The following is a 21,814-nucleotide window of genomic DNA, read 5'->3' on the forward strand; positions in this document are numbered from 1 at the left end:
GACTGCAAGGCAGTCGAGACAAGGTCGGGGACGCTGTCGTCAAGCCCCGCCCGCGCGGTGGTTGCGATAGCTGTCCCAGTCCTTGGGACCGTAGTCCTTGGTGGAGACGCCGTTGACGACTATCTCGCCGGAGTCTGCGTAGTCCAGCCCACCCAAGATGTTGAGCAGGGTGGTCTTGCCAGACCCGGAGGGGCCCAGGATGGCCACGAACTCGTTGTCCCTCAGGCTCAGGGACACGTCGTCGAGCGCGCGCTGGGTAAAGGAGTCCGTGATGTAGGCCTTGCTGATGTGCCTGAGCTGAAGCATGCGATGACCTCTCGTTGGCTTTGACAGGCCAAGGCTATCCATCGGCGCGGGAGATAAGCAAAAAAGCTATGCTTTTCACCGTTGCAGTACATGTTGGCGCACGTACGGGCTTCGCCCTCGCGCCTTGAGCAGAGAGGCCGCGCATGACGTCCCATTCAGAGCCAGCAAACCCAGGGCAGCCGGCCCTGCGGGCGCGGCGCGTGACGGGACTCGACGGGCTGAGGGCCCTGGCCATCACCGCGGTGCTCGCCTACCACCTCGGGCTCCCCTGCCTCCCCAGTGGGCATCTGGGCGTGGTCCTCTTCCTGGTCCTCTCGGGATACCTTGTGGCCTCCTCGCTCGAGCGCAGGCTCCAGGGCGGTGCGGCCTCGGTCCTGCGTGGCTTCTTCCTTGGCAGGCTCAGGCGCATCTGGCCCCCCATGGCCCTCATGGCCGTCGTCGTCTGCGCATGGTGCGTCCTCTTCGACCACGTCCTGCTCACCAAGCTCCGACCGGACTTCCTGCCCTCGCTCCTCCTTGCGAACAACCTTGCCGCCATCGCGCGTGGCGCCTCCTACTTCGACGCGATAGGAGGCGTCTCTCCCCTGCTGCACCTGTGGTACCTGGGCCTTGACGCCCAATTCTGCCTGCTCTGGGGAGTCGTTGCCCTTGCCGGCTCGAGGTTGGGTGTGGACGCGCGGGAGAGGTCCCTGGCGGCGCTCGCCCTGGCTGGCGCCTCTGCGCTCGCCATGGCCCTGCTCTTCGATCCCAGCCTCGACCCCACCCGCGTCTACTACGGGCCAGACACCAGGCTCTTTGCACCGCTGCTGGGGGCTGCGCTCGCAGGGGTTTGGCCCCTGGGCGAGGACGCGCCAAGGCTTGGGGCCAAGGCGGGACCCAGGCTGTCCGGCATCCTCCGGGGCTGGAAGGCCGACCTCGTCTCCCTCGCGGCGCTGGGCCTGCTCGTCCTCATGATGGTGCGGCCCAAGGGTGACGCGCCCTTCCACTACCGCGGCGGCATGCTCCTGGCAGCCCTGGCGTCCTGCCTTCTGGTCTGCGCCGCACTCCAGGGCAAGACGCTGCTCTCCCGCGCGCTCGGCCGCCCCGGGCTGCTCTGGCTCGGCTCCCGGTCCTTCTCGCTGTACCTCTGGCACTTCCCCCTCTTTCAGGTCCTGAGGGGTCCCCTGGACGAGGGGAGCGTGCCGTGCCTCCTGCTTGCCCTTGCCGCCTCCCTCGCCCTGGCAGAGCTTTCATGGCGATTCGTGGAGAGCGGAAGGCTGGCGCGGCAGCTGTCGGGCTCGCTTGCCGGGATGCTCCGCGTGCGCGAGGGCTCCAATGGCGAATCCGCGCGCGACCCCAGCCGCCGGGCCCGGCCCTCCGCACGCCACGAGGGCCACGCGCCGCGCACGCTTCCCCTGGCCCTCGTGGGCGCCCTGACCCTCGTCTGCGTCCTTGGCCTCGCCCTCGTCCCTGATGACGAGCTGGTCCCCCGGGAGGCCATCGTCAACACCGGCGCAGGCGCCTCCGAGGCCATCTCCCTCTCGGGGGACGAGCGGGACACCGGCCAGGCCGCATCCGCTGACGAGAGGACCGACCTCAGCCAGATCCCCACGGGAGAGATCGTCCTGCGCTCCTCCTACGCCGAGGTCAGGGACGGGAAGCTCGACCCCGTCATGATCGGCGACTCCGTTCCGGGAGACGCGCACGACGAGTTCGACCTTTACTTCCCCACCGGGCACATCGACAGCTACGTGGGCCGCAGGCCAGACCAGATGGCCGCAGTGCTGAACGATTACCTGGCCCAGGGGGTCGTAGGCAACGTGGTGATACTGGAGGCGTTCGCAAACTCGCCCGTGTCAGACGAGGAGCTCGACAGCATGATCGAGAGCTGCGGGGAGCGCGCGGTCTTCCTGGTGACCTGCCACAGCAGCAGCGACTCCGCCTCCCTGCGCTTCAACGAGGCCCTCCAGCGCGCCGCCGAGAGGCACGTCAACGTCCAGCTCATCGACTGGTATGGCCATTCGTCTGGGCGAGAGGACTGGATCTACCCCGACGGCATCCACCTGAAGCCCGAGGGTCAGGAGCCCTACATCTCCCTCATCGCCAACGCCGTCTCGCGCAGCTTTGCCGAGAGGGGTGGTGTGGTGAGAAGCCGCGAGGACGACGCGAGCAAGCAGGAGAGCGACGCATACGCGGCAGGCAGAGCCGTGAGCGCCGCGCTGGACGCCTCTAAAAGGACCCTCGAGTCTGCCGTCGCAGACGGCCTGTCCCAGAAGATCTAGGCCGGAAGACGGAGGGGCGCATGCCCGAGATGCTGCTGATGTTCGTACTGGCCCTGCTACCCATCCTCTAGCTGGTGCTTGCCCCCTGCGTGCTGCGCATGGAGGCCCACGGGGCGCGCGTCGCGGCGCTGGCCGTGGCCATCCCGACCTCCATGCTCCTTGCCCTTGGTTTCGACCCGCTCCTGTCTATACTTGCCTGCCTCTTGGCCAACGGGGTCCCCACCATGTTTGGCTCCATTGGCATCCCCACCACCACGCTTGCAAGCATCACGTCTCTTGACGCCGGCCGCCTTGCCGTGACCCAGGCGCTGCAGGTGGCCCCCGTCAACGAATCGCTCGCGCGTCTCAAGAGCGTGGTCAACGTCTATGCGGGAGACTCCAGCGCTACCCTGAGCTTCTTCTGGGTCAACACGCCTGGCGTGCTCCATCCTTGCCTGCGGAATCGTGGGCGGCCTGGTGCAGGGGTGCCCCCCTCGGCAGATGGCGAAGGTCCTCTCGGACACCCTGAGGCAGATGTCAAAGACCGTCGTGACCATGCTCGCCGTTCTGGGCTGCGCCAAGGTCATGGGCTGCTCGGGCATGATCTCCAGCATCGCCAGCTTCTTCGTGGGCACGCTGGGAGGCCTCTATCCCCTGGTGGCACCCGTGCTTGGCGCGCTGGGCACATTCGTCACGGGCTCGGGGACCTCCAGCGAGGTGCTCTTTGGCAGCGTGCAGCAGCAGGCCGCGCGCTCCATTGGGGCCAGCGAGTACTGGGTGGTGGCGAACTCCCCGGGGGTCTCCGCGGGAAAGATGCTCTCCCCCCAGTCAATCGCCATCGGCCGCGCTGCCTGCGGCCTGCAGGGAAGGGACGGAGAGGTGCTGGCGCACATCGCCCGCTACGCGCTCGGCTTCGTGCTGTCCATGTCCTGTCTGGTGTATCTGGGGGTGCTTCTCGGCCTCTAGGGATGTCAGGCGCGAGAGGGGCGCCGCCGCTGGGCTGCCGCCCCTCTCGCCCGCATCAGTTAGCTAAGTGTTACTTTTATTTGATAACCTAGGTATTGTTGTCTTTACAACCAGCAAAGCCTCCTCCCTCTGCTACGCTCAGCCCATTCGGATCTCCACATTCCAGGGAGCGTGAGCTATGCAGAAGGCTTGGGAAGGTTTCGTTGGCGGCAACTGGGAGCACGAGGTAGACGTTCGTGACTTCATCCAGAAGAACTATCGGCCCTATGACGGAGACGAGAGCTTCCTCGCCGGCCCCAGCGAGGCTACCAGCAGCCTCTGGGCGACGGTCATGGACCTCTTCGCGCAGGAGACCGCAAACGGCGGCGTCATCGACATGGACACCGACCTCGTCTCCACCATCACCAGCCATCCCGCCGGCTACATCGACCGCGAGCTCGAGAAGATCGTGGGCCTGCAGACCGACCGGCCCCTCAAGCGCGCCCTCATGGTCGACGGCGGCATCCGCATGGCTCAGGCGGCCTGCGAGAGCCACGGCTATCATGTAAGCCCCAAAGTCGTTGACTTCTACACCAGGCGCCGCAAAACCCACAACGCGGGCGTGTTCGACGCCTACACCCCCGAGATGCGCGCCTGCCGCCACAGTCACATCATCACCGGCCTGCCTGACGCCTATGGCCGCGGCCGCATCATCGGCGACTACCGCCGCGTTGCCCTCTATGGCCTCGACTTCCTCATAGCCGAGAAGAAGGCCGAGAAGGACGGCACCCAGAAGCACATGACCGAGGCCGTCATCCGCCATCGCGAGGAGCTTGCCGAGCAGGCACGCGCGTTGGCGGAGCTCAAGGAGCTGGGCTTGATCTACGGGCTTGACCTGGCGCGCCCCGCCGAGACCTTCCAGGAGGCGGTGCAGTGGCTCTACATGGGATACCTTGCGGCCGTCAAGGAGCAGAACGGTGCCGCCATGTCCATCGGGCGCAACTCTGCCTTCCTGGACGCCTATGCCGAGCGCGACCTCAGGCGCGGCATCCTCACGGAGGAGCAGGCGCAGGAGATCATCGACCACCTCGTGATGAAGCTGCGCATGATCAAGTTCGCCCGCACGCCCGAGTACAACGAGCTCTTCTCGGGAGACCCCCAGTGGGTCACCGAGTCCATCGGCGGCATGGGCGTGGACGGTCGCCACATGGTCACCAAGACCAGCTTCCGACTCCTTCACACCCTGGAGAACATGGGAACCAGCCCCGAGCCCAACCTCACGGTGCTCTGGAGCACGCGCCTGCCCGAGGCCTTCAAGCGCTACTGCGCCAAGATCTCCATCGCCACCAGCTCCATCCAGTACGAGAACGACGACCTCATGCGCGTCTACCACGGCGACGACTACGCCATCGCCTGCTGCGTCTCGTCCATGCGCATCGGCAAGGAGATGCAGTTCTTCGGGGCGCGCGCGAACCTGGCGAAGTGCCTCCTCTATGCCATCAACGGAGGGCGCGACGAGAAGACCGGCGAGCAGATCGGTCCCAAGTTCCGCCCGGTCGAGGGCGACTACCTCGACTACGACGACGTGGTGGAGAAGTACCGCGACATGATGGCGTGGCTCGCCGGCGTCTACGTGAACGCCCTCAACATCATCCACTACATGCACGACAAGTACTGCTACGAGCGCATCCAGATGGCCCTGCACGACGAGCACGTCCACCGCTGGTTTGCCACGGGCATCGCCGGCCTGTCCGTGGTCGCGGACTCCCTCTCGGCCATCAAGTACGGCAGGGTGCGCGTGGTGCGCGACGAGACGGGGCTTGTCACCGACTACGTCTGCGAAGGGGAGTTCCCCACCTACGGCAACGACGACGACCGCGTGGACCAGATCGCCCACGACGTGGTGGAGGTCTTCATGAAGTACGTCCGCGAGACGGACACCTACCGCAAGGCCGTGCCCACCACCTCCATCCTCACCATCACCTCCAACGTGGTCTACGGCAGCGCCACCGGCAACACCCCGGACGGCCGTCGCGCCGGGGAGCCCTTCGCGCCGGGAGCCAACCCCATGCACCGCAGGGACACCCACGGGGCCGTGGCGTCCCTCGCCAGCGTGGCCAAGCTCCCCTTCCGCGACGCCCAGGACGGCATCTCCAACACCTTCTCCATCGTCCCGGGAGCCCTGGGCAAGGCAAGCGGCATGTTCCTCGATGAGATCGACCTGGGCGATGTGAGCCTGGACCTCAGCATCGAGAACGAGCCCGCCTGCGCCTGCTGCGCGGACGCCTCCGCCGCCGACGGCCTCTCGGACCGAAGCTAGCCCACGACGCCCAAGCCACACGACCATCTCGACGAAAGGAATGACATGAAGACCTCAGACATCGCCCCCGAGCAGGTTGACAACCTCGTTGGCATGCTGGACGGATACGTTGAGCAGGGGGGGCATCACCTCAACGTGAACGTCTTCACCAAGGACACCCTGCTCGACGCCCAGGCCCATCCCGAGAAGTACCCCCAGCTCACCATTCGCGTCTCTGGCTACGCCGTCAAGTTCAACTCTCTCACCAAGGAGCAGCAGGACGACGTAATCTCGCGCACCTTCCACGAGTCGCTCTAGGCCGTGGGCCCAAAGGACAACAACGCGATGGAGGTGGACCCGCTCGCCGTGCGTGGGCGGGTCCACTCCGTTGAGAGCTTCGGCACCGTTGACGGGCCGGGACGGCGCATGGTGGTCTTCTGCCAGGGCTGCCCCCTGAGGTGCGCCTACTGCCACAACCCAGACACCTGGGACTTCGCGGGAGGCTCCGAGACGAGCGTCGCCGAGCTGCTCGAGCGCTTCGAGCGCAACCGGGCGTTCTACCGCGGGGGCGGGCTCACCGTGAGCGGGGGCGAGCCGCTCGCGCAGCCGGAGTTCGCAGGCGCGCTCTTCCGGGCCGCCCACGAGAGCCCGAGGGGGCGCATACACACCTGCCTGGACAGCTCGGGCGGCGCATGGGACCCATGCCGGCCAGAGCGCTTCGAGGAGCTTCTCGCCCACACGGACCTGGTGCTGCTGGACATCAAGCACAGCGACCCCGCGGCGCACCGCTGGCTCTGCGGCGCCGACCAGGAAAGGATCCTGTCCTTCGCCGACGAGCTCTCCGCACGAAGGCTGCCCGTGCTCGTCCGTCACGTGGTGGTGCCGGGAATCACGGACTCTCCCCGCGAGCTTCGGGAGCTTGGCAGGCTCATCGCGCGCTGGGACAACGTGGTTGGGCTGGACCTGCTCCCCTATCACACCATGGGCCTGCCCAAGTACGAGCGCCTGGGCATCCCCTGCCGCCTGAAGGACACTCCCCCCATGGAGGCCTCGCGCATGGGGGAGCTCCGCGAGCTGGTGCTGAGGGCCCGTGCCGACGAGAGGCGCTAGAGGCGCTCGGCCATGTCCAGCACGAGGAGCTCGGTCCTCTCCCAGCCCAGGCAGGCATCCGTGATGGACTTGCCAAACACGCCGCCGCCCACTCCCTGCGCCCCGTCCACCAGGTAGGACTCCACCATGAAGCCACGGAAGAGGCCTGCGACGACCTGGCTGCGGCTCACGCTGTCGAGCACCTCGTTGACGATGCGCATCTGCTCCAGCGGCCTCTTGCCCGAGTTGTCATGGTTGCAGTCGATGAGCACGGCGGGGTTGGCGTAGCGCGGCGAGACGTACCGCTCTGCCAGGCGCTCCAGGTACTCGAAGTGGTAGTTGGGGTAGTTGAGGCCGTCCGAGCCCGTGTAGCCGCGCAGCAGCGCATGGGCCAGCGGGTTTCCCGTGGTCTCGACCTCCCAGTTTCGATAGATGAAGGTCTGCGGGGCCTGTGCGGCGAAGATCGAGTTGAGCATCACCGCCGTGGACCCGCTCGTGGGGTTCTTCATGCCCACCGGCACGGGAATCCCGCCGGCAACCAGGCGATGCTCCTGGTTCTCAACCGAGCGCGCGCCCACGGCAACGTAGCTCAAAAGGTCGACGAGGTACTGGTAGTTGGAGGGATAGAGCATCTCGTCGGCCGTGAACATGCCCGTCTCCTCCACCACGCGCAGGTGCATGCGGCGGATGGCCTTGATGCCCTCCAGGAGGTCGGGATCGCCCTCGGGCGTTGGGTTGTGCAGGAGCCCCTTGTAGCCGGTGCCCTTGGTGCGGGGTTTGTTGGTGTAGACGCGTGGCACCAGCAGGAGCTTCTCGGCAACGCGCTCCTGCAGGCGGGCCAGGCGGCACACGTACTCCAAGACCGAGTCCTCGCGGTCCGCGGAGCAGGGGCCCACCACCAGCAGGTGACGGCCGCTCTCGCCGCGGATGATGGCCGCAAGCTCCGCGTCGAAGCCCTGCTTGCGCGCGGCCATGCCGGCCGAGAGGGGCATCTCCTCACGGATCTCCTGGGGAATGGGCAGGCGACGCCTGAAGCTCATGGACATGGGATGCCTCCGAAGCAGAGCGTGGGATATGGTCCTGGTCGATGTGGGGCATTATGACACGAGCCGGCAACGCCGCGGCGCTCGCATTGGTCAGGGGCCTCGCTACACCAACGCGCCAAGAACCCAGTGCAGCCAGCGGAGCGATGCGGGCTCGCCCGCGTAGGCCTCCATTGCCGCCCTTGCCATCTCCACGTCGTCCGTGATGATGTTGTCCGCCCCGTTCGAGATGGCACGGCTCACGGTCTCGGGGCTGTTCGCGGTCCAGACGAGCACCTCCTTGCCATGCTGGTGCAGGTAGCGCACGAAGGGCCGGGTAGCGCTGGTCCCCTCTATCGAGAAGCAGTCTGCGGCATCAAGCTGGCACACGTCGCCGTAGGCCAGCGTCATCACGTAGGCGCGCGGAATCTCTGGCGCCAGGTCGCGCATGCGAAGCAGGGTGGAGTAGGACATGGACGTCACCATGCAGCCCCGCTCGTAGCCCGACTCCCTGAGCAGGGCCGCGGTGGTCTCCTCGAGCCGTCTCTCGTGACCCGTGGGCTTGAGCTCTATGTTGAGGCGCACGCCCCTCTCCTTGGCCCATGCGAGCACCTCCGAGAGCAGCGGGTAGCGCACGCCTGCAAACTCCGGCGAGAGATGCGAGCCCGCGTCCAGCTGGCGGATCTCGTCCATGGTCAGCTCCCAGGCGCACTTGTCCACTCCCGAGATGCGCCTGAGCCTGCTGTCATGGCTCACAAAGAGCACGCCGTCGGCGCTCTGCTGCACATCCAGCTCGATCCAGTCGGCCCCGCGCTCGAAGGCGGCCTGAAAGGCGGGCAGGGTGTTCTCCGGGAAGTCCCTTGGGGAGCCACGATGGGCGCTCACCTGCACCTGGGGCTGCACGTGGGAGCCCCTCTCCCAGGGAAGTCCCCCCTCGTCCACAGACCCGATGGCCGCGGTGCCCACGCCCGCCAGGAGCAGCCAGACGCCCAGAAGCGCCAGAACGCGCGCCGCGCCTCGGCACCGGTCCCTCCCGTGCCGCGAGCCCTCCTGGGGCAGCCCCACCGCAGGCGCCAGCTCGCCGCGCTCCTCAAGGCGCCTCCACCAACGCACGCTCACGCAGGCAAACCCCGCCGCCCCAGAGAGGCAGACCGAAAGGCTCGCCACGGCCAGGGCTGGAAGGGCGAGAAACACCAGCGCGAACGAGAGGAGCGGGCCATCCAGGGGAAGGATCCTCTCGGCAAGCAGCACCAGAAGGAGCAATGAGAGAACCGCAAGGCCCGCCAGCACCATCAGCCCCAGCTGCAGGAGGGCGATGGACACGAGGTCTGCGATCAGGTGCCTGCGCGTCAGCTCCTGGGAGCGCGCCACCGAGGACGTGAAGCTCCGGCCCTCCAGCACGAAGGCATGGAAGACGAATATCCAGCGCATGAGCAGCGCGCCAGCCAGGACGCCGATGACCACCGCGGCTGCCGACAAGAGCAGGCTGGTGCTGACAAACTCCTCCACGAACTCCGGAAGCGCCACGTAGCGCACGACGCCCGAGGAGAGCGAGAGGTTGAGCAGGGGCACCAGGAGCAGGGCGTAGAGGGGCAGGAGCGCGTTGCGAGGCAGAAGGCAGCACAGCGCCCTGGGCAGCGCGTACCCCATGGCAGCGCGCACGCTCACCCGCTCTCCCGCGCGCGAGCTCTCCAGCATCACCAGCACCACGGAAACCTCGAAGACCGTAAGCGCGCAGAGCAGCAGGAGCACCAGCGCCGCCCCCGCGACAACCACTGGCTGCAAGGCAAAGGAGGAGACGTTCTCCCAGCTCAGAAACGTGAAGCCCGTAAGGTGCATGGCAAGGTCGAGCAGCAGCCTGAGCGCTGGCCCCAAAAGGGCCGCGCACGAGAGGCGAAACGCCAGCTCGAAGCACACGAGCGGTCGCAGGTTGGCAAGCAGCAGGCGCGCGGTGCGCAGCAGGGTCCTCATGCGCCTCCCTCCAGGCAAATCAGCTCTCGGTGACAGGCTGAGCCTAGCAGAACGCTCGGGCAACAAACAAAGAGCCCGCAGTGCCACACGCCAAGGACATCTCGCCGGGACGTGTGCCCGGCTCGCCTATCATGGGAGCGTACACTCACCGAGGCAAGGAGGAAGCATGCCCTGCACCACCATTCTGGTAGGCAAGAACGCCAGCTACGATGGGTCAACCATCATCGCACGCAACGAGGACTCCCCTTCCGGGCAGTTCAACGCCAAGCGCATGAGGGTGGTCCATCCCCAAGACCAGCCGAGGCACTACCGCTCCGTGCTGAGCCACGTTGAGATCGACCTGCCCGACAACCCCCAGCGATACACCTCCGTCCCCGACGCGGACGGCAAGGAGGGCATCTGGGCCTCGGCCGGCATCAACGAGTCCAACGTGGCCATGTCCGCCACCGAGACCCTCACCTCGAACGAGCGCGTGCTAGGCGCGGACCCGCTGGTTGAGCTCGAGGCCGCGCGAGGGGTCGAGGGGGAGGAGGGCTACGTGCCCGAGCGTCCCGGCGGCATCGGAGAGGAGGACCTGGTAACGCTGGTCCTTCCCTACGTCAGGAGCGCGCGCGAGGGCGTCCGTCGCCTGGGGGCCCTCCTCGAGGAGTTTGGCACCTACGAGATGAACGGCATAGCATTCAGCGACGTTGACGAGGTGTGGTGGCTGGAGACCGTGGGCGGACACCACTGGATCGCCCGCCGTGTGCCCGACGACTGCTACGTGACCATGCCCAACCAGCTGGGCATCGACGACTTCGACCTGGACGACGCCCTGGACAGCCAGCGCGACTTCATGTGCTCGGCTGACCTCGCGGAGTGGATGGACGCCAACCACCTGGACCTCACCCTTGACCTGGACCTCTGGGACGACGAGGGGGACGAGGCCGCGGAGGCGCCGCGTATCTTCAACCCGCGCGACGCCTTTGGCAGCCACTCTGACGCCGACCACGTCTACAACACGCCCCGCGCATGGTCCATGCACCGCTTCCTGGCGCCCCACGAGGGCTGGGAGGGCCCGGCCGCGGCCTGGGGGCCAGAGTCCGACGACATCCCCTGGTGCCTGATCCCCGAGCGCAAGGTCACCATAGAGGACGTGAAGTACGTCCTGTCCCTGCACTACCAGGGCACCGAGTTTGACCCCTACGGCCACAAGGGCACGGAGGCGAGCCGCGGGGCCTACCGTCCCATCGGCATCAACCGCAACTGTCAGCTGGCCGTGCTGCAGATCAGCCCCAACCTGCCCGAGAGCTGCCGCGCCATCCAGTGGATGGCGTTCGGCTGCAACGCCTTCAACGCGCTGGTGCCGCTCTTCGCCAACGTGGACGAGACGCCCGAGTACCTCTCCAACACCAACGCCCACCACGTGAGCACCGAGAGCTTCTACTGGGCGAACCGCCTGGTGGCGGCCCTGGCCGACGCGCACTTCAACGACTGCGCGGCACATGTGGAGCGCTACCAGCTTGCCGTGGGCTCCAAGGGCCATGCGCTGGTGGCGAAGGCGTGCCGCGAGGCCGGGCAGCTCCCGTACGAGAAGGCCACAGCCACGCTGCAGGAGGCCAACGCCCAGATCTCTGACATGCTCCGGGAGGAGACCGACGGGCTGCTGTCCAACGTGCTATACAGCGCCAGCATGGGCATGCGGAACGCCTTCTCGCGCAGCGACGGCTAGGCCCCGTCCCACGCGTTCTCGCCCCAACGAAGGCGGCCCGTCTCCGATCGCTCGGGGGCGGGCCGCCACTCTTTGCGGGCCAGCAGGCCGTGAGGCGGGAGACCCGTCACCGCGAGAGGCGAGATGTGAGTAGATTTCCTCCCAAAACGACGGGGAAAGCTACACATATCTCGCCTCTCGCGGCAGGAACGGAGCGTAGCGCGAGAAGCCCTAACCCAGCGGGACCCCCATGCACCAGCCCCAGCGCGGGGTCACGGTGCCGCCGTAATAGCTTATCCAGCTGCTGACGCTGCTGCTGCGAATGAAGCCCACGTTGTCCATCACGGTGCCGCCACCCACGTAGATGCCCACGTGGCCATAGATCTGGCCTGCGGCGGAGTAGGGGTAGGACGAGACGGCGATGATCATGCCGGGCTGCAGGTTGGAGAGGTTGGAGCTCGTGCACCAGGCGTTGTACATGTCGCAGGCATTGCCGCCGGGATACCCGAAGCCGGCGGCCTGGAAGACCTGTGAGACCCACATGGCGCACCAGCCGGGACCAGGGGACCCCACGGCGTGGCAGGCGTTGATGACGGCCTGCTGGGAGCCGCTGCCGGCCCCTCCTCCGCTCAGGTTGCCCGAGACGCCCGGGCCGCCTCCTGCGCCGGTGTTGGCCGCTGCCGCCGCGGCTGCGGCGGCCTCCTCCTGGCGGCGCTTCTCCTCCGCCTGCGCCTGAAGCGCGGAGTCGCGCTGGGCCATGAGGTCCTTCATCTGCTGGCTAAGGCCCGACAGGATCTTCTGGACCTCCTCCTGCTTGGCCTGCATGGCGCCCATCTGGTCCTGCTGGGCCCGCGAGAGCTTCTCCAGCTCTGCCTTCTGGCCCTCAAGCTGCGCCTTCTCACCACTCAGCCGCTCCTTGAGACCCTTGACCTCATCGATCATGGAGCGGTCCCTCTCGGAGACCTTGTCAAGGTAGTAGATGCTCGAGCTGAGCTCCTCCAGGCTGGTGGAGTTGAGCAGGATGGAGAGCATGTCGTTTCCACCGGTCTTGTAGGCGCTGGACATGCGCTTCGAGAGAAGGCCCTGCTTCTCCTCCAGGTCGGCCTGGGTCTTGTCGATCTGGGCCTGGGTCTTGTCGATCTTGCCCTGGGTGGACTCGACCTCGTCGAGCGTCTTGGCGTGCTCGGCGGCAAGCGCTGAGTAGTCCTTGGCGATCTGGTCGAGCTGGGCCTGGACGGAGTCGAGCTCGGACTGGGCGGCCGCAAGGTCCGCCTCTGCCTTCGCCACGTCCTGCGCCGTGTCTGCCCAGGTGGAGCGGGGGCTCAGGCCAAGACCCGCCATGGCCACGGAAAGGCCGCCAAACATGAGCTTGAGCGCGTTGCGGCGCGAGATGCTGTCTGTATGAGGCACGATATCCCCTGTTCGGTCCGAATGCGCTGCGAGTGCGCGGGCGCAGGAGCGTTCCTTAGCATAGTACTCGCTCGAAGCCCTTGCGTCCAAACGCCACCAGTGGCCTTCACATGCCTTAGACGAGACCAAAGCGCTACTTCACAGGCGAGCCGCACTCACCGCAGAAGTGGGCGCCCGGCTTCAGGGGCATGCCGCACCGGGAGCAGAAGCGAGCATCACTCTCCTCAGGCGCAATCTCATGAGCTGGGGAAACCGTCTCAAGTTGAGCATGCTCCCCAAGGCTGGCATCCAGGATGCCTCGAACCTGCCGTGCGGCTCCACGCGCCGCCTCGGTGGCGGTGCGCACGTACTCCTCGCGCCTCTCCCTGGGCAGGGCCCCCTCCACAACCTCGCCCAACTTGACCTTCTCCACGGGCACGTGCCTGCCACGGCTCTCGAGCAGCTCCCAGGCGCAGGCCAGCGTCACCGCAACGAGAACCAGGAGGTAGGCCCAGCCCAGCACGGAGAGGCCGAAGTACTTAGCGTAGCCCTCCTCCAAGGTGACGTGCCTGCTGGCAAAGAACAGCAGCAGGTAGAGCGAGGAGGGGATGAGGGCCCGACTCAGCCATTTGCCGCCACCGTGCTGGGCCAGGAACACCGTGAGGGCAGGGAGAAGCAGGTAGATGATGTAGGCGGCAGACCCATCAGAACTGACGCGATACGTTTCCGACTCGGTGAGAAGTTGGAAGAGCGAGAAGGTCAGCCTGGTAGTGGACGTGAGCTCGAAGTAGTAGATGGGAGCCACGAAGCCCACGCACAAGGTCAGGCCCAGGATGACGATCGCCTGCCTGCGGTCCTCGCGTCCCCACTGGGCAAGCGGCTTCAGAAAGCCAATCCTCGCAGGGAATTCCCCGACGACGCCGTTCCGAGACTCGTTGTTGCTCATAGTGCTTCCTCCTGACAGTTGGTCCTTCGCCACATACACAGGGCGCCTCGATAGACGCGAGCGTTGCAAGAAAGCCGAAGTTTTTTTCTCGGCCTCAGAGATGCCGGGACCCTACGGAACCCAAAGCAGCACCAGCCAGGCGGCAAGCGCGATGCCAGGCCCCCAGGGAAAGCCCCTCTCTCCCAATCGGGCACGCAGGCAGAGCCCATGCGCAAGTCCCAAAGCGCTGGCGAGAGCAAGCAGCAGAAGCCCCCTCTCGAAGCCCGTGAACAGGGCAAGCGCCGAGAGGAGCTTGAGGTCTCCCGCGCCCATGCCAGCCTCTCCCAGGAGGCGCCTCGCCACGCGTGTCGAGACGAGCAGCAGCGCCAGCATGGCTACCCCACTGGCGAGGCTCCCCGCAGCGTTGGCAACGCCCGCGGCCCCCTCCGGCACGCGCGCGGCCAGCGCGCCCGCCCGCAGGAGCACAACCGCGCCAACGCAGGGGTTGGGGATGACCCGGGCGTCCAGGTCCGTGAGCGAGACCGTCAGGAGCAGCAGGAAGAGGAGCGCCAGCTCTGCGGCGTCAACGCCCGCAAGCCGCAGCCAGGACAGCCTTCCCAGCGTTGCCGCGCCAAGGGAGGCGCACGCGAGGAGGCGCCACGGTCCTCTCGACACGCGCGGTCCCAAAAGCACGCCGGCCAGGCGCATGGCAGCCAGACCCAGGGCCGCCCCACCAACTACCACCAGCAACAAGTCGCTGCCCCCCTTCGTCCCTCCCAACATCCTATGAGGGCCAAGGAGGGCCCTGGGGGCTCAGGGGCGCTTTCGGTTGACAACACCCGCGCAACAAGGGGCAAAAATGTGCCTGTGGGGCCTATACTTGCTCTCATTGACCAAAACTGGCGGCCAGCTGGCCGCACAAGGGGAAAGGGAGAGGCGCATGGCATGCTTTGTGGTTCCCGCCGGCGAGGTCATCTTCACCCCGCCCTTCCTGACCGCCATGAGCAACGCCGAGGACACCGTCGAGATGCTGCACGAGATGTCCACCGTGGGCGTGGGCATGGCCGTGCTGGTCACCTGCGTCTGGGCGCTGGGCTGCCTGGCCATAGACCACGCGGCGGGCATGCGCAAGGCACTGCTCGGCGAGACCGCCTAGGAGGCGACATGACGCTCATCCTCACCTTCGCGGCCGCAACAGTGGCCACGGCCATCCTTCTCGCCCGTCCCGCCTGCGCACGCGCGCACAGGCTGGGCATGCTGGCCCTCATGTACTGGGCAGCCGGCCTCATGTGGTGCGTGGACGGCATCGCCAACGTGCTTTCCGGCGAGCCCTTCGTGGAGCTTGCCGACCAGGCGGCCATGGCCGACGACGCGCTTCTGGGCGCCTGCGTCATAGCCTTGGGCCTGGCTGTCTGGGCCGTCGCAGGCAGAGTGCGCCCACAACGGGTTGCGGCCTAGCATGAGCGACCAAGGGAGACGGGCCTCTGCGGGCCCGTCCCTGCAATCTGGGCACATCGGCACGCTTGGACGCTGCGGAATATTCTCGGGCATGGCAGAAGACGAGATCTTGGCCATCCTCCCCTGCCTCAGGGCTCGAGTGCAGGGGTGCTCGCAGGGCGAGTACGTGCTGCGCGCTGGCGACAGCTGCGGCCGCGTATACGTGGTGCTCGAGGGCGGCGTCAGCGTCGTGCGCGAGGACTGGTGGGGCAACCGCAACATCGTGACCGAGGTGGGACCCTCGGGCTCCTTCGCAGAGGCCTACGCCTGCACGCCGGGCTCCAGGCTCTCGGTCTCCGTGGTGACCACTCGCCCCACGATGTTGCTCGCCCTCGACGCGCAGTCCATGCTCCGCAGCTGCAACGCCGCCTGCAGCTACCACGGCAGGCTCATGGAGAACCTGGTGGCGACCATCGCCGAAGCCAACCTCAGGCTCAATGGCAAGCTCTCCTACCTTTCGCAGCGAAGCACCCGAGAGAAGATCCTCGCCTACCTGAGCGACGAGTGCCAAAGGCGGGGCTCGCGCAGCTTCAGCATTCCCTTCAAGCGCCAGCAGTTGGCCGACTTCCTCTCGGTCAACCGCAGCGCCCTCTCGGCCGAGCTCGGCCGCATGCGCGACGAGGGCATCATAGACTTCGAGCGCAGCCGCTTCACCCTGCTGGAGCCACCCCGGGGGAGGTGACAGGCCCACCTGGCGTCTGCCGAATCCGAGGGCAAAACCGCCCCGAGCTCTTCTCTCGCGGAAGGTCCCTCCCGTGGCAAAAAAGTGGCCCCGGGCGGACATGAGTCCGAACCCGGGGCCACCCCGTCATGCATGCGTGCGTGCCTGTGCCTGAGGCCTACGCCCAGCCCTTGCCGGCGGAGCCGAACTCCTGGATGAGCTCCATGGTGCGGGTCTTGATGGCGTCGCGGCCGGGCTTGAGGAGCTTGCGGGGGTCGTAGCCCTTACCGCTCGTGTCCTTGCCCTCCTCGATGTACTTGCGCGTGGCGGCCGCGAAGACGAGCTGGAGGTCGGTGTTGACGTTGATCTTGCAGATTCCCAGGTCGATGGCCTTCTTGATCTGGTCGACGGGGATGCCGGTGCCGCCATGGAGCACGAGGGGCAGGCTGCCCGTCTCGGCCTTGATGGCCTCGAGCTGCTCGAAGGACAGGCCCTCCCAGTTCTCGGGGTAGATGCCGTGGATGTTGCCGATGCCGCAGGCCAGGAAGTCAACGCCCAAATCCGCGATCTGCTTGCACTGCCTGGGGTCTGCCAGCTCGCCCTTGGCGGTGATGCCGTCCTCGGTGCCGCCGATGCCACCGACCTCGGCCTCGACCGAGATGCCCTTGGCGTGGGCGGCCTTCACGACCTCCTCGGTGCGCTTGAGGTTGGTCTCGAAGTCTGCCTCATGGGAGCCGTCGTACATGACGGAGGTGAAGCCGGCCTCGATGCACTTGAAGACGTCCTCGTAGGAGCCGTGGTCAAGGTGAAGGGCAACGGGAACGCTGATGTTCTTGTCCTCGACGAGGTTCTTCACCAGGTCGGCGACGAGCTTGAAGGAGGTCTGCCACTTGGCGGCGCCTCCCGTGCACTGGATGATGACCGGGGACTGAAGCTCCTCGGCCGCGTCCAGGATGGAAGAGGCCCACTCAAGGTTGTTGGTGTTGAACGCGCCCAGGGCATAATGGCCCCTCTCGGCGCTCTGAAGCATAGCGCTGGCATTGACTAGCATACGTGCCTCCAATGAACGTCGTGCAAGACAGCCTACGGGCATAATCATACCCTCAAGCGGTGGCATTTCATCCCGTGAGCGGCAGATTTGCATCCGCGGAGCATGGGTACAGGATATGAATGTGCAATCGCATGGCAGAGGAAGGGGACGGCATGGCAGAGCAGGAAGAGAAGAAGGGTGCCCTGGGAGACTTCTCCCTCTCCACCGTAGTGGCCAGCTCGCTTGCGGCCGTCACCTCGTTTCTGCTCTCTTCCAAGATCGGCCTGGCGGGGTCTCTCATTGGCGTTGCCGTTGCCGCCGCGGCATCCGCCGTCGCCTCCCAGCTCTACAAGGCCCTGATAAAGGCATCCGCCCAGAAGATCAAGGACGAGCTTGGCGAGGGTGGTCCCAGCCCAGCACCCCTTGGCGAGGGAGCCCGCGTGGCTCCGGCAGAGCTGCGTGCCGCCGCGGCACGGCGCAGCGAGAGGCGCGCGCTCAGGCGAGCCGTTGCCTTCGTGGCGGGCGTGGCCATCGGGGCCGTGCTGATCTACGCGGGAGTGGTGGTGCTTGCGACGTCCGGCAGGGGCATCGGGGCAAGCGCGCCCGAGCTGAGCTCGACCCCCGCCGAGCAGACAGGCGGCGCCACGTCAGAGAACGCGCCCGAGTGGGACACGCAGGCAGAGCCGGAGCAAGTGCCTCCCAGCGAGACGTCCGCGCCCAAGGGAGACCCCGAGGCCGCTCCCAAGGCCGATCCTCAGGCACCCAAGGAAGACGAGGGCGCGCAGGCAACGGGAACTGCCAAAAAGGAGCCGGTGCCTGACGGCAATGCCGAGGCCAGCGCAGGGGCCAGTGCGGGCGCGGCCGAGAGCAGCAACTCCCCATCGGGAGGCAAGCAATAGCCTCTCTCAGTCGATTGGCAAGGGTCTTGCGTTATCGCAGCTAGACCAATGCGTTATAGTATGCGGGTTCTTTTAGTTCCAGCCAAAAGTCGGATAGCCCATGAACCTTCCCGTCATCCTCTGGGTCGCCCTCAGCCTCGCCTGGATGCTCAGGCAGACGCAGATCAGCTTTCGCCGCATGCTGGCCCGCGTGCCCATACGCGTACGCTGCGAGGGGTGCGGCCACGACCTCAGGGCTCCCCTCGGTGCCCTGCAGGCGTTCAAGGGCGTGCGCGGCAAGGACGAAGGCGGCGTCGACCGCCTCCTCCCCTGCCTGGCGGCGCTGGCCAGGCTGGACAAGACCCTCTCGTCCGGAAGCCAGATCTTCTGCAGGGGCTGCCGGGAGTGGCGCAGCTGCACCCTGCTCGAGCCCGGGCGCGTGTCCCTTGCCGTGCGACGCCGCATGGCGCGGGAGCTGGCCCCCCACGCCGTGATGTCCCTCATGGGGGCCATCGTGCTGGGAATCGTCAGCTGGCTTCTGAGCGGCATGGCCTTCCTGCTGGCGTAGCGGGACCGCACGTCTCCACCCCGTGGAGACGGCCGCCCAGCCCGTCACCTGGCGGCGGATATACGGACGGCTCTCTCGGATTCTGGCACGAACGGCCCGTAAGACCGTCACCAAGCGGCGGTCTTACGGGCCACATGTCAGGTTGGGAGGGGGGAAGAAGCTACCCCAGGTGGGACAGCACCTCTCGCTTGCAGGCGAGGAACTCCGGCATGAGGGCGAACTCGGCCGCCGAGAGACCCTCCCGCGCGACAGGGACCTTGACCTCGGCCGCAACGCGGCTGGGCACGCCCGCCGCGGGGTTCCCCTCCAGCACGTAAATGCGGCTTGCCATCATCACGGCCTCGTCCACGTCATGCGTGATGGCCAGGCTCGAGATGCCCAGGCGGGCAGACATCTGGCAGTACCAGCTGCGCATGTCCGCACGTGTTAGGGCGTCCAACGCGCTGAAGGGCTCGTCCAGGAGCACCACGTCGTGGCCCATGAGGTAGGTGCGCAGGAAGGCTGCCCTCTGGCGCATGCCGCCCGAGAGCTCCGAGGGCCAGAGCCTCTCGCAGCCAGCCAGGCCAAAGCGCTCGAAGAGGGGCTTGGCCCTCTCGTGCGCCTCCGCGGTCGGCACGCCCGCAAGCACCAGGGGCAGGCAGACGTTGTCGATGATGCGCTTGCTGGGCAGGAGCAGGTCCTTCTGCAGCATGTAGCTCACGTTGCCGGCCTTGCCCGTCACGTCCTGGCCGCGCAGCAGCACCTGTCCCCCAAGGGGGCGCGAGAGGCCCGCCAGAGCGTGCAGGATGGTGGTCTTGCCGCAGCCGGAACGGCCGAGGAGGCACACCAGCTCGCCCTTTCCCACCACAAGGGACACGTCCCGTGCCACCACGTGGGAGCCGCCGTCCCACGAGAGCGTGAGACGGCGGGCCTCAAGGGCAGGCACGGTGGCCGGGGGCCTGTTGCCGCAGGCCTCCACTAGGCTCCCAGGTACTCGTTGGTCCAACCGGCGTTGACGTCTATCTTGTTCTCCACCAGGCCCCTCTCGTTGAGCCAGGCGAAGTAGCGGGCCCAGCGCACCTTGTCTATGACACCCCAGGAGGAGGCGTCGGCCACGTACTGCTTGGAGAGGTACGCCTGACTCTGGGAGACCAGCGCCGCGTCCAACTCGGGCACCTCCTCGCAGAGGATGGAGGCGGCAGCCTCGGGGTCGTCTATGGCCAGCTGGTAGCCCTTCTGCACCGCGCGCAGGAATGCCTTCACCACCTCAGGGCTCTTCTCGGCGAACTCGGGGTTGGCGGCGATGACCGGCGTGTAGAAGTCGAAGACCTCGTCCATGTCCTTGAAGCTGAAGTAGTTCACCTCGTACCCCTGGACGGCCGCGTTCTGCACCGCCCAACCCTCGTAGACCCACACGGTGTCGAACATCTTGGCCTTCAGGCCGCTGACCTCGTCATCCACGGCGTAGGGAACCATCTCGACCTTGGAGTAGTCCCCACCGTCGGCCTCCATCACGTCCTTGATGGTGGCCTGCTCGACGGGCATCTCCCAGGTGGCGTAGACATGGTCCTCCATGCCGCGCGCAGAGGTGATGCCGTCCTCCTTGCGGCTCATGATGCCGGAGGTGTTGTGCTGGATGAGAGCCGCAACGGCCACGATGGGAAGCTCGGGAGAGTTGCTGAGGACATTGGCGACGAAGTCCTGGTAGCTCACGCCCAGCTGAGCCTGGCCGGAGCCGATGAGCGCCTCAGCGCTGTCCTCGGCGGGCTGGACTATCTCGACGTCCAGGCCCTCCTCGGCAAAGTAGCCCTCGTGCTTGGCCACGTACACGCCCGTGTGGTTGGTGTTGGGGGTGTAGTCCAGGCAGAAGGTGATCTTGGCCTTGTCGGCGGACTTGGGCTTGGCGGAAGGTGCAGAGTCGCAGCCGGCGAGCAGCCCGCTCGCGGCGAGGCCTGCGGTGGCCACGAAGGAGCGGCGGGAGATGGAGCTGTTAAGAGAGGTCATGTTGGTCATTTCCTTTCTGCCCTCTTCCAGGGCAAGCAGAGGCGCTGCAGCAGGTCAACCGCTGCCATCAGCGCCAGGGACAGCGCGGAGATCAGGAATATCACCGCGAACATCTTGTCGTACGAGAAGGACTTGCGCACGCGCGTCATGTACACGCCCAGGCCCGAGAAGCCGCCCAGCCACTCCGCGATCACGGCTCCCACGATGGCGTAGGTGGCGCTGATGCGCAGGCCGCTGAAGAGATGCTCGGCTGCGGCCGGCATCTTGACCTGCCAGAAGACCTGCAGGCCGCTGGCGCGCATCACGCGCATGAGGTCGAGCAGGTCCGGGTCAACGGAGCGAAATCCCGAGACGAGCGAGACCGTGACGGGAAAGAAGGTGGTGAGCACGATGAGCACCACCTTGGGCGCCAGGCCGTAGCCGAACCACAGGACCAGAAGGGGCGCCACTGCCACCGTGGGGATGGTCTGCGAGATGGTGATGAGCGGACTGAAGGCCAGGTAGAGAGGCTCGAAGCGATCCATCAGCACGGCGGCCACGAAGCCCACGGCGCAGCCTATTGCAAGGCCCAGGGCGCTCTCCACCAGCGTGGTGAGGGCGTGGGACGCAAGGAGGGGCGCCTCTCGCACGAGGGCGGCCAGCACCTGCGTGGGCGCGGGCAAGAGGAAGTTGGGCACCAGGCCCAGCTGGACCGAGAGCTGCCAGAGCAGCAGCAGGCCCAGGAGCGTGCCCAGAGGTACCAGCATCCTTTTTGCGCGAGAGGGCACCTAGGCCACCGCGTCCTCTGCGGCGGGGGCGAACTCGGAGTCCGTCTGGTGGTACTTGCCGATCTTGTGCTCGGTGGTCATCACGTCTCCGCCGGGACGGTAGGAGATCTTCACGTAGCTGGCGCTCTCGGCGCAGCCCGCCTTGGCACCGGCCTCGATGCAGCGCTTCACGAGCTCCATGCAGGCATCGAAGTCGCCCTCGATGGCCGTCTCGAAGGGACCGACGTAGTAGTCGAGGCCCGAGGCGTCGATCACGGCGATGACCTCGTCCACGATGCGGCAGACCTCTTCGTCTGAGCCCGCGTTCATGGGCAGGTATTGCAGGGCAACGGAACAGTTCATAGGCACTCCCCTCTGCGGGCCGACGTGCGGCGGCCCGCCTTGATCGGGACCCGCGCGCATGCGTGTGCCTTGGTCCCTACGCTGGCATTACCCAGATCAGGTATGCGGGTCAGGGCCGCCCTGGGCCCAATCTCAGCCGGCGTGCGCCAGCTCCCCCTGTTACGAGGGACATTGTAGCGCTTGGAGGTGCATGTGGACAGACACTGGACCCG

The 21,814-nt window shown here is 66.6% G+C and carries 22 protein-coding genes and 1 pseudogene; 12 read left to right on the top strand and 11 right to left on the bottom strand.

The genetic code is table 11. The features are described 5' to 3' along the window. Positions 1–39: 39 nt before the first annotated feature. A complete protein-coding gene (locus tag CZ375_RS04895) occupies positions 40–306 on the bottom strand; it encodes an ATP-binding cassette domain-containing protein (protein WP_327196214.1) in 267 nt (88 codons plus the stop codon). A gap of 143 nt (positions 307–449) precedes the next feature. Between CZ375_RS04895 and CZ375_RS04900 the strand changes: the two genes are divergently transcribed. From CZ375_RS04900 to pflA, 6 genes and pseudogenes are all read left to right on the top strand, one after another. After that, positions 450–2,567: an acyltransferase family protein gene (locus CZ375_RS04900; protein ID WP_077598161.1), complete on the top strand. Its 2,118-nt coding sequence runs from the start codon at positions 450–452 to the stop codon at positions 2,565–2,567. Between the two features lie 152 nt (positions 2,568–2,719). Further along, positions 2,720–2,818: pseudogene (locus tag CZ375_RS08520) on the top strand (L-lactate permease); the annotation flags it as partial. A gap of 229 nt (positions 2,819–3,047) precedes the next feature. Continuing rightward, positions 3,048–3,512, top strand: a complete 465-nt coding sequence (locus CZ375_RS08410; RefSeq protein ID WP_234966883.1) for an L-lactate permease — start codon at positions 3,048–3,050, stop codon at positions 3,510–3,512. 178 nt (positions 3,513–3,690) lie between these two features. After that, a complete protein-coding gene (pflB, locus tag CZ375_RS04910; RefSeq protein WP_077598162.1) occupies positions 3,691–5,811 on the top strand; it encodes a formate C-acetyltransferase in 2,121 nt (706 codons plus the stop codon). 45 nt (positions 5,812–5,856) lie between these two features. Beyond that, a complete protein-coding gene (grcA3, locus tag CZ375_RS04915) occupies positions 5,857–6,108 on the top strand; it encodes an autonomous glycyl radical cofactor GrcA3 (protein ID WP_077598163.1) in 252 nt (83 codons plus the stop codon). 27 nt (positions 6,109–6,135) lie between these two features. Continuing rightward, positions 6,136–6,900 (top strand): pyruvate formate-lyase-activating protein, encoded by a 765-nt coding sequence (gene pflA, locus CZ375_RS04920; protein ID WP_077598164.1) that lies wholly within the window; start codon positions 6,136–6,138, stop codon positions 6,898–6,900. Here pflA and CZ375_RS04925 read toward each other — a convergent pair. Further along, complete coding sequence (locus tag CZ375_RS04925) at positions 6,897–7,925, bottom strand: 3-deoxy-7-phosphoheptulonate synthase (protein ID WP_077598165.1); 1,029 nt, start codon at positions 7,923–7,925, stop codon at positions 6,897–6,899. The genes pflA and CZ375_RS04925 overlap by 4 nt on opposite strands. A gap of 102 nt (positions 7,926–8,027) precedes the next feature. After that, positions 8,028–9,872: a glycerophosphodiester phosphodiesterase family protein gene (locus tag CZ375_RS04930; RefSeq protein ID WP_077598166.1), complete on the bottom strand. Its 1,845-nt coding sequence runs from the start codon at positions 9,870–9,872 to the stop codon at positions 8,028–8,030. A gap of 166 nt (positions 9,873–10,038) precedes the next feature. On the opposite strand from CZ375_RS04930, the gene CZ375_RS04935 reads away from it, so the two are divergent. Next, on the top strand, positions 10,039–11,583 hold the full coding sequence (locus CZ375_RS04935) for a C69 family dipeptidase (protein ID WP_077598167.1): 1,545 nt from the start codon (positions 10,039–10,041) through the stop codon (positions 11,581–11,583). A gap of 210 nt (positions 11,584–11,793) precedes the next feature. Here the strand turns inward: CZ375_RS04935 and CZ375_RS04940 are convergent, their stop codons facing one another. From CZ375_RS04940 to CZ375_RS04950, 3 genes are all read right to left on the bottom strand, one after another. Further along, positions 11,794–12,972 carry a coiled-coil domain-containing protein gene (locus tag CZ375_RS04940; protein ID WP_077598168.1) on the bottom strand — a complete coding sequence of 393 codons (1,179 nt, stop codon included), beginning with the start codon at positions 12,970–12,972 and terminating at the stop codon, positions 11,794–11,796. Between the two features lie 133 nt (positions 12,973–13,105). Next, a complete protein-coding gene (locus CZ375_RS04945) occupies positions 13,106–13,897 on the bottom strand; it encodes a zinc ribbon domain-containing protein (RefSeq protein ID WP_077598169.1) in 792 nt (263 codons plus the stop codon). Positions 13,898–14,008: 111 nt separating this feature from the next. Next, positions 14,009–14,620, bottom strand: a complete 612-nt coding sequence (locus CZ375_RS04950) for a prepilin peptidase (protein ID WP_234966931.1) — start codon at positions 14,618–14,620, stop codon at positions 14,009–14,011. A 196-nt stretch (positions 14,621–14,816) separates the two neighbouring features. On the opposite strand from CZ375_RS04950, the gene CZ375_RS04955 reads away from it, so the two are divergent. From CZ375_RS04955 to CZ375_RS04965, 3 genes are all read left to right on the top strand, one after another. After that, positions 14,817–15,032 carry a hypothetical protein gene (locus CZ375_RS04955; RefSeq protein WP_200799694.1) on the top strand — a complete coding sequence of 72 codons (216 nt, stop codon included), beginning with the start codon at positions 14,817–14,819 and terminating at the stop codon, positions 15,030–15,032. 8 nt (positions 15,033–15,040) lie between these two features. Then, positions 15,041–15,334 carry a hypothetical protein gene (locus tag CZ375_RS04960; protein WP_077598171.1) on the top strand — a complete coding sequence of 98 codons (294 nt, stop codon included), beginning with the start codon at positions 15,041–15,043 and terminating at the stop codon, positions 15,332–15,334. A gap of 91 nt (positions 15,335–15,425) precedes the next feature. Beyond that, positions 15,426–16,055: a Crp/Fnr family transcriptional regulator gene (locus CZ375_RS04965; RefSeq protein ID WP_234966884.1), complete on the top strand. Its 630-nt coding sequence runs from the start codon at positions 15,426–15,428 to the stop codon at positions 16,053–16,055. A 157-nt stretch (positions 16,056–16,212) separates the two neighbouring features. Here CZ375_RS04965 and fba read toward each other — a convergent pair whose 3' ends face one another. Beyond that, a complete protein-coding gene (gene fba, locus CZ375_RS04970) occupies positions 16,213–17,085 on the bottom strand; it encodes a class II fructose-1,6-bisphosphate aldolase (protein WP_077598173.1) in 873 nt (290 codons plus the stop codon). Between the two features lie 152 nt (positions 17,086–17,237). On the opposite strand from fba, the gene CZ375_RS04975 reads away from it, so the two are divergent. Then, positions 17,238–17,963, top strand: coding sequence for a hypothetical protein (locus CZ375_RS04975; protein ID WP_077598174.1), 726 nt, complete (start codon positions 17,238–17,240; stop codon positions 17,961–17,963). A 100-nt stretch (positions 17,964–18,063) separates the two neighbouring features. Next, positions 18,064–18,510: a hypothetical protein gene (locus CZ375_RS04980; protein ID WP_077598175.1), complete on the top strand. Its 447-nt coding sequence runs from the start codon at positions 18,064–18,066 to the stop codon at positions 18,508–18,510. A 160-nt stretch (positions 18,511–18,670) separates the two neighbouring features. Here CZ375_RS04980 and CZ375_RS04985 read toward each other — a convergent pair whose 3' ends face one another. Genes CZ375_RS04985 through CZ375_RS05000 form a run of 4 tightly spaced genes read right to left on the bottom strand, consistent with a single transcriptional unit; the run spans position 18,671 to position 21,602 of the window. Beyond that, positions 18,671–19,468, bottom strand: coding sequence for an ABC transporter ATP-binding protein (locus CZ375_RS04985; protein WP_200799695.1), 798 nt, complete (start codon positions 19,466–19,468; stop codon positions 18,671–18,673). Beyond that, a complete protein-coding gene (locus CZ375_RS04990; RefSeq protein WP_077598177.1) occupies positions 19,468–20,502 on the bottom strand; it encodes an ABC transporter substrate-binding protein in 1,035 nt (344 codons plus the stop codon). The genes CZ375_RS04985 and CZ375_RS04990 overlap by 1 nt, the downstream gene beginning before the upstream one ends. Next, the gene (locus tag CZ375_RS04995) at positions 20,499–21,239 is read right to left on the bottom strand and encodes an ABC transporter permease (RefSeq protein WP_077598178.1); all 741 of its coding nucleotides are present in this window, start codon (positions 21,237–21,239) and stop codon (positions 20,499–20,501) included. The genes CZ375_RS04990 and CZ375_RS04995 overlap by 4 nt, the downstream gene beginning before the upstream one ends. Positions 21,240–21,260: 21 nt before the next feature. Continuing rightward, positions 21,261–21,602, bottom strand: a complete 342-nt coding sequence (locus tag CZ375_RS05000; protein WP_077598179.1) for a thiamine-binding protein — start codon at positions 21,600–21,602, stop codon at positions 21,261–21,263. Positions 21,603–21,814 lie beyond the last annotated feature (212 nt).

This window comes from Olsenella urininfantis (genome assembly GCF_900155635.1).
Classification (GTDB): Bacteria; Actinomycetota; Coriobacteriia; order Coriobacteriales; family Atopobiaceae; genus Olsenella_G; species Olsenella_G urininfantis.

Coding starts and splice junctions, on each gene's coding strand:
- CZ375_RS04895 (WP_327196214.1), bottom strand. CDS start 306: ATGCTTCAGCTCAGGCACATCAGCAAGGCCTACATCACGGACTCCTTT.
- CZ375_RS04900 (WP_077598161.1), top strand. CDS start 450: ATGACGTCCCATTCAGAGCCAGCAAACCCAGGGCAGCCGGCCCTGCGG.
- CZ375_RS08410 (WP_234966883.1), top strand. CDS start 3,048: ATGGCGAAGGTCCTCTCGGACACCCTGAGGCAGATGTCAAAGACCGTC.
- pflB (WP_077598162.1), top strand. CDS start 3,691: ATGCAGAAGGCTTGGGAAGGTTTCGTTGGCGGCAACTGGGAGCACGAG.
- grcA3 (WP_077598163.1), top strand. CDS start 5,857: ATGAAGACCTCAGACATCGCCCCCGAGCAGGTTGACAACCTCGTTGGC.
- pflA (WP_077598164.1), top strand. CDS start 6,136: ATGGAGGTGGACCCGCTCGCCGTGCGTGGGCGGGTCCACTCCGTTGAG.
- CZ375_RS04925 (WP_077598165.1), bottom strand. CDS start 7,925: ATGTCCATGAGCTTCAGGCGTCGCCTGCCCATTCCCCAGGAGATCCGT.
- CZ375_RS04930 (WP_077598166.1), bottom strand. CDS start 9,872: ATGAGGACCCTGCTGCGCACCGCGCGCCTGCTGCTTGCCAACCTGCGA.
- CZ375_RS04935 (WP_077598167.1), top strand. CDS start 10,039: ATGCCCTGCACCACCATTCTGGTAGGCAAGAACGCCAGCTACGATGGG.
- CZ375_RS04945 (WP_077598169.1), bottom strand. CDS start 13,897: ATGAGCAACAACGAGTCTCGGAACGGCGTCGTCGGGGAATTCCCTGCG.
- CZ375_RS04955 (WP_200799694.1), top strand. CDS start 14,817: ATGGCATGCTTTGTGGTTCCCGCCGGCGAGGTCATCTTCACCCCGCCC.
- CZ375_RS04960 (WP_077598171.1), top strand. CDS start 15,041: ATGACGCTCATCCTCACCTTCGCGGCCGCAACAGTGGCCACGGCCATC.
- CZ375_RS04965 (WP_234966884.1), top strand. CDS start 15,426: ATGGCAGAAGACGAGATCTTGGCCATCCTCCCCTGCCTCAGGGCTCGA.
- fba (WP_077598173.1), bottom strand. CDS start 17,085: ATGCTAGTCAATGCCAGCGCTATGCTTCAGAGCGCCGAGAGGGGCCAT.
- CZ375_RS04975 (WP_077598174.1), top strand. CDS start 17,238: ATGGCAGAGCAGGAAGAGAAGAAGGGTGCCCTGGGAGACTTCTCCCTC.
- CZ375_RS04980 (WP_077598175.1), top strand. CDS start 18,064: ATGAACCTTCCCGTCATCCTCTGGGTCGCCCTCAGCCTCGCCTGGATG.
- CZ375_RS04990 (WP_077598177.1), bottom strand. CDS start 20,502: ATGACCAACATGACCTCTCTTAACAGCTCCATCTCCCGCCGCTCCTTC.
- CZ375_RS04995 (WP_077598178.1), bottom strand. CDS start 21,239: ATGCTGGTACCTCTGGGCACGCTCCTGGGCCTGCTGCTGCTCTGGCAG.
- CZ375_RS05000 (WP_077598179.1), bottom strand. CDS start 21,602: ATGAACTGTTCCGTTGCCCTGCAATACCTGCCCATGAACGCGGGCTCA.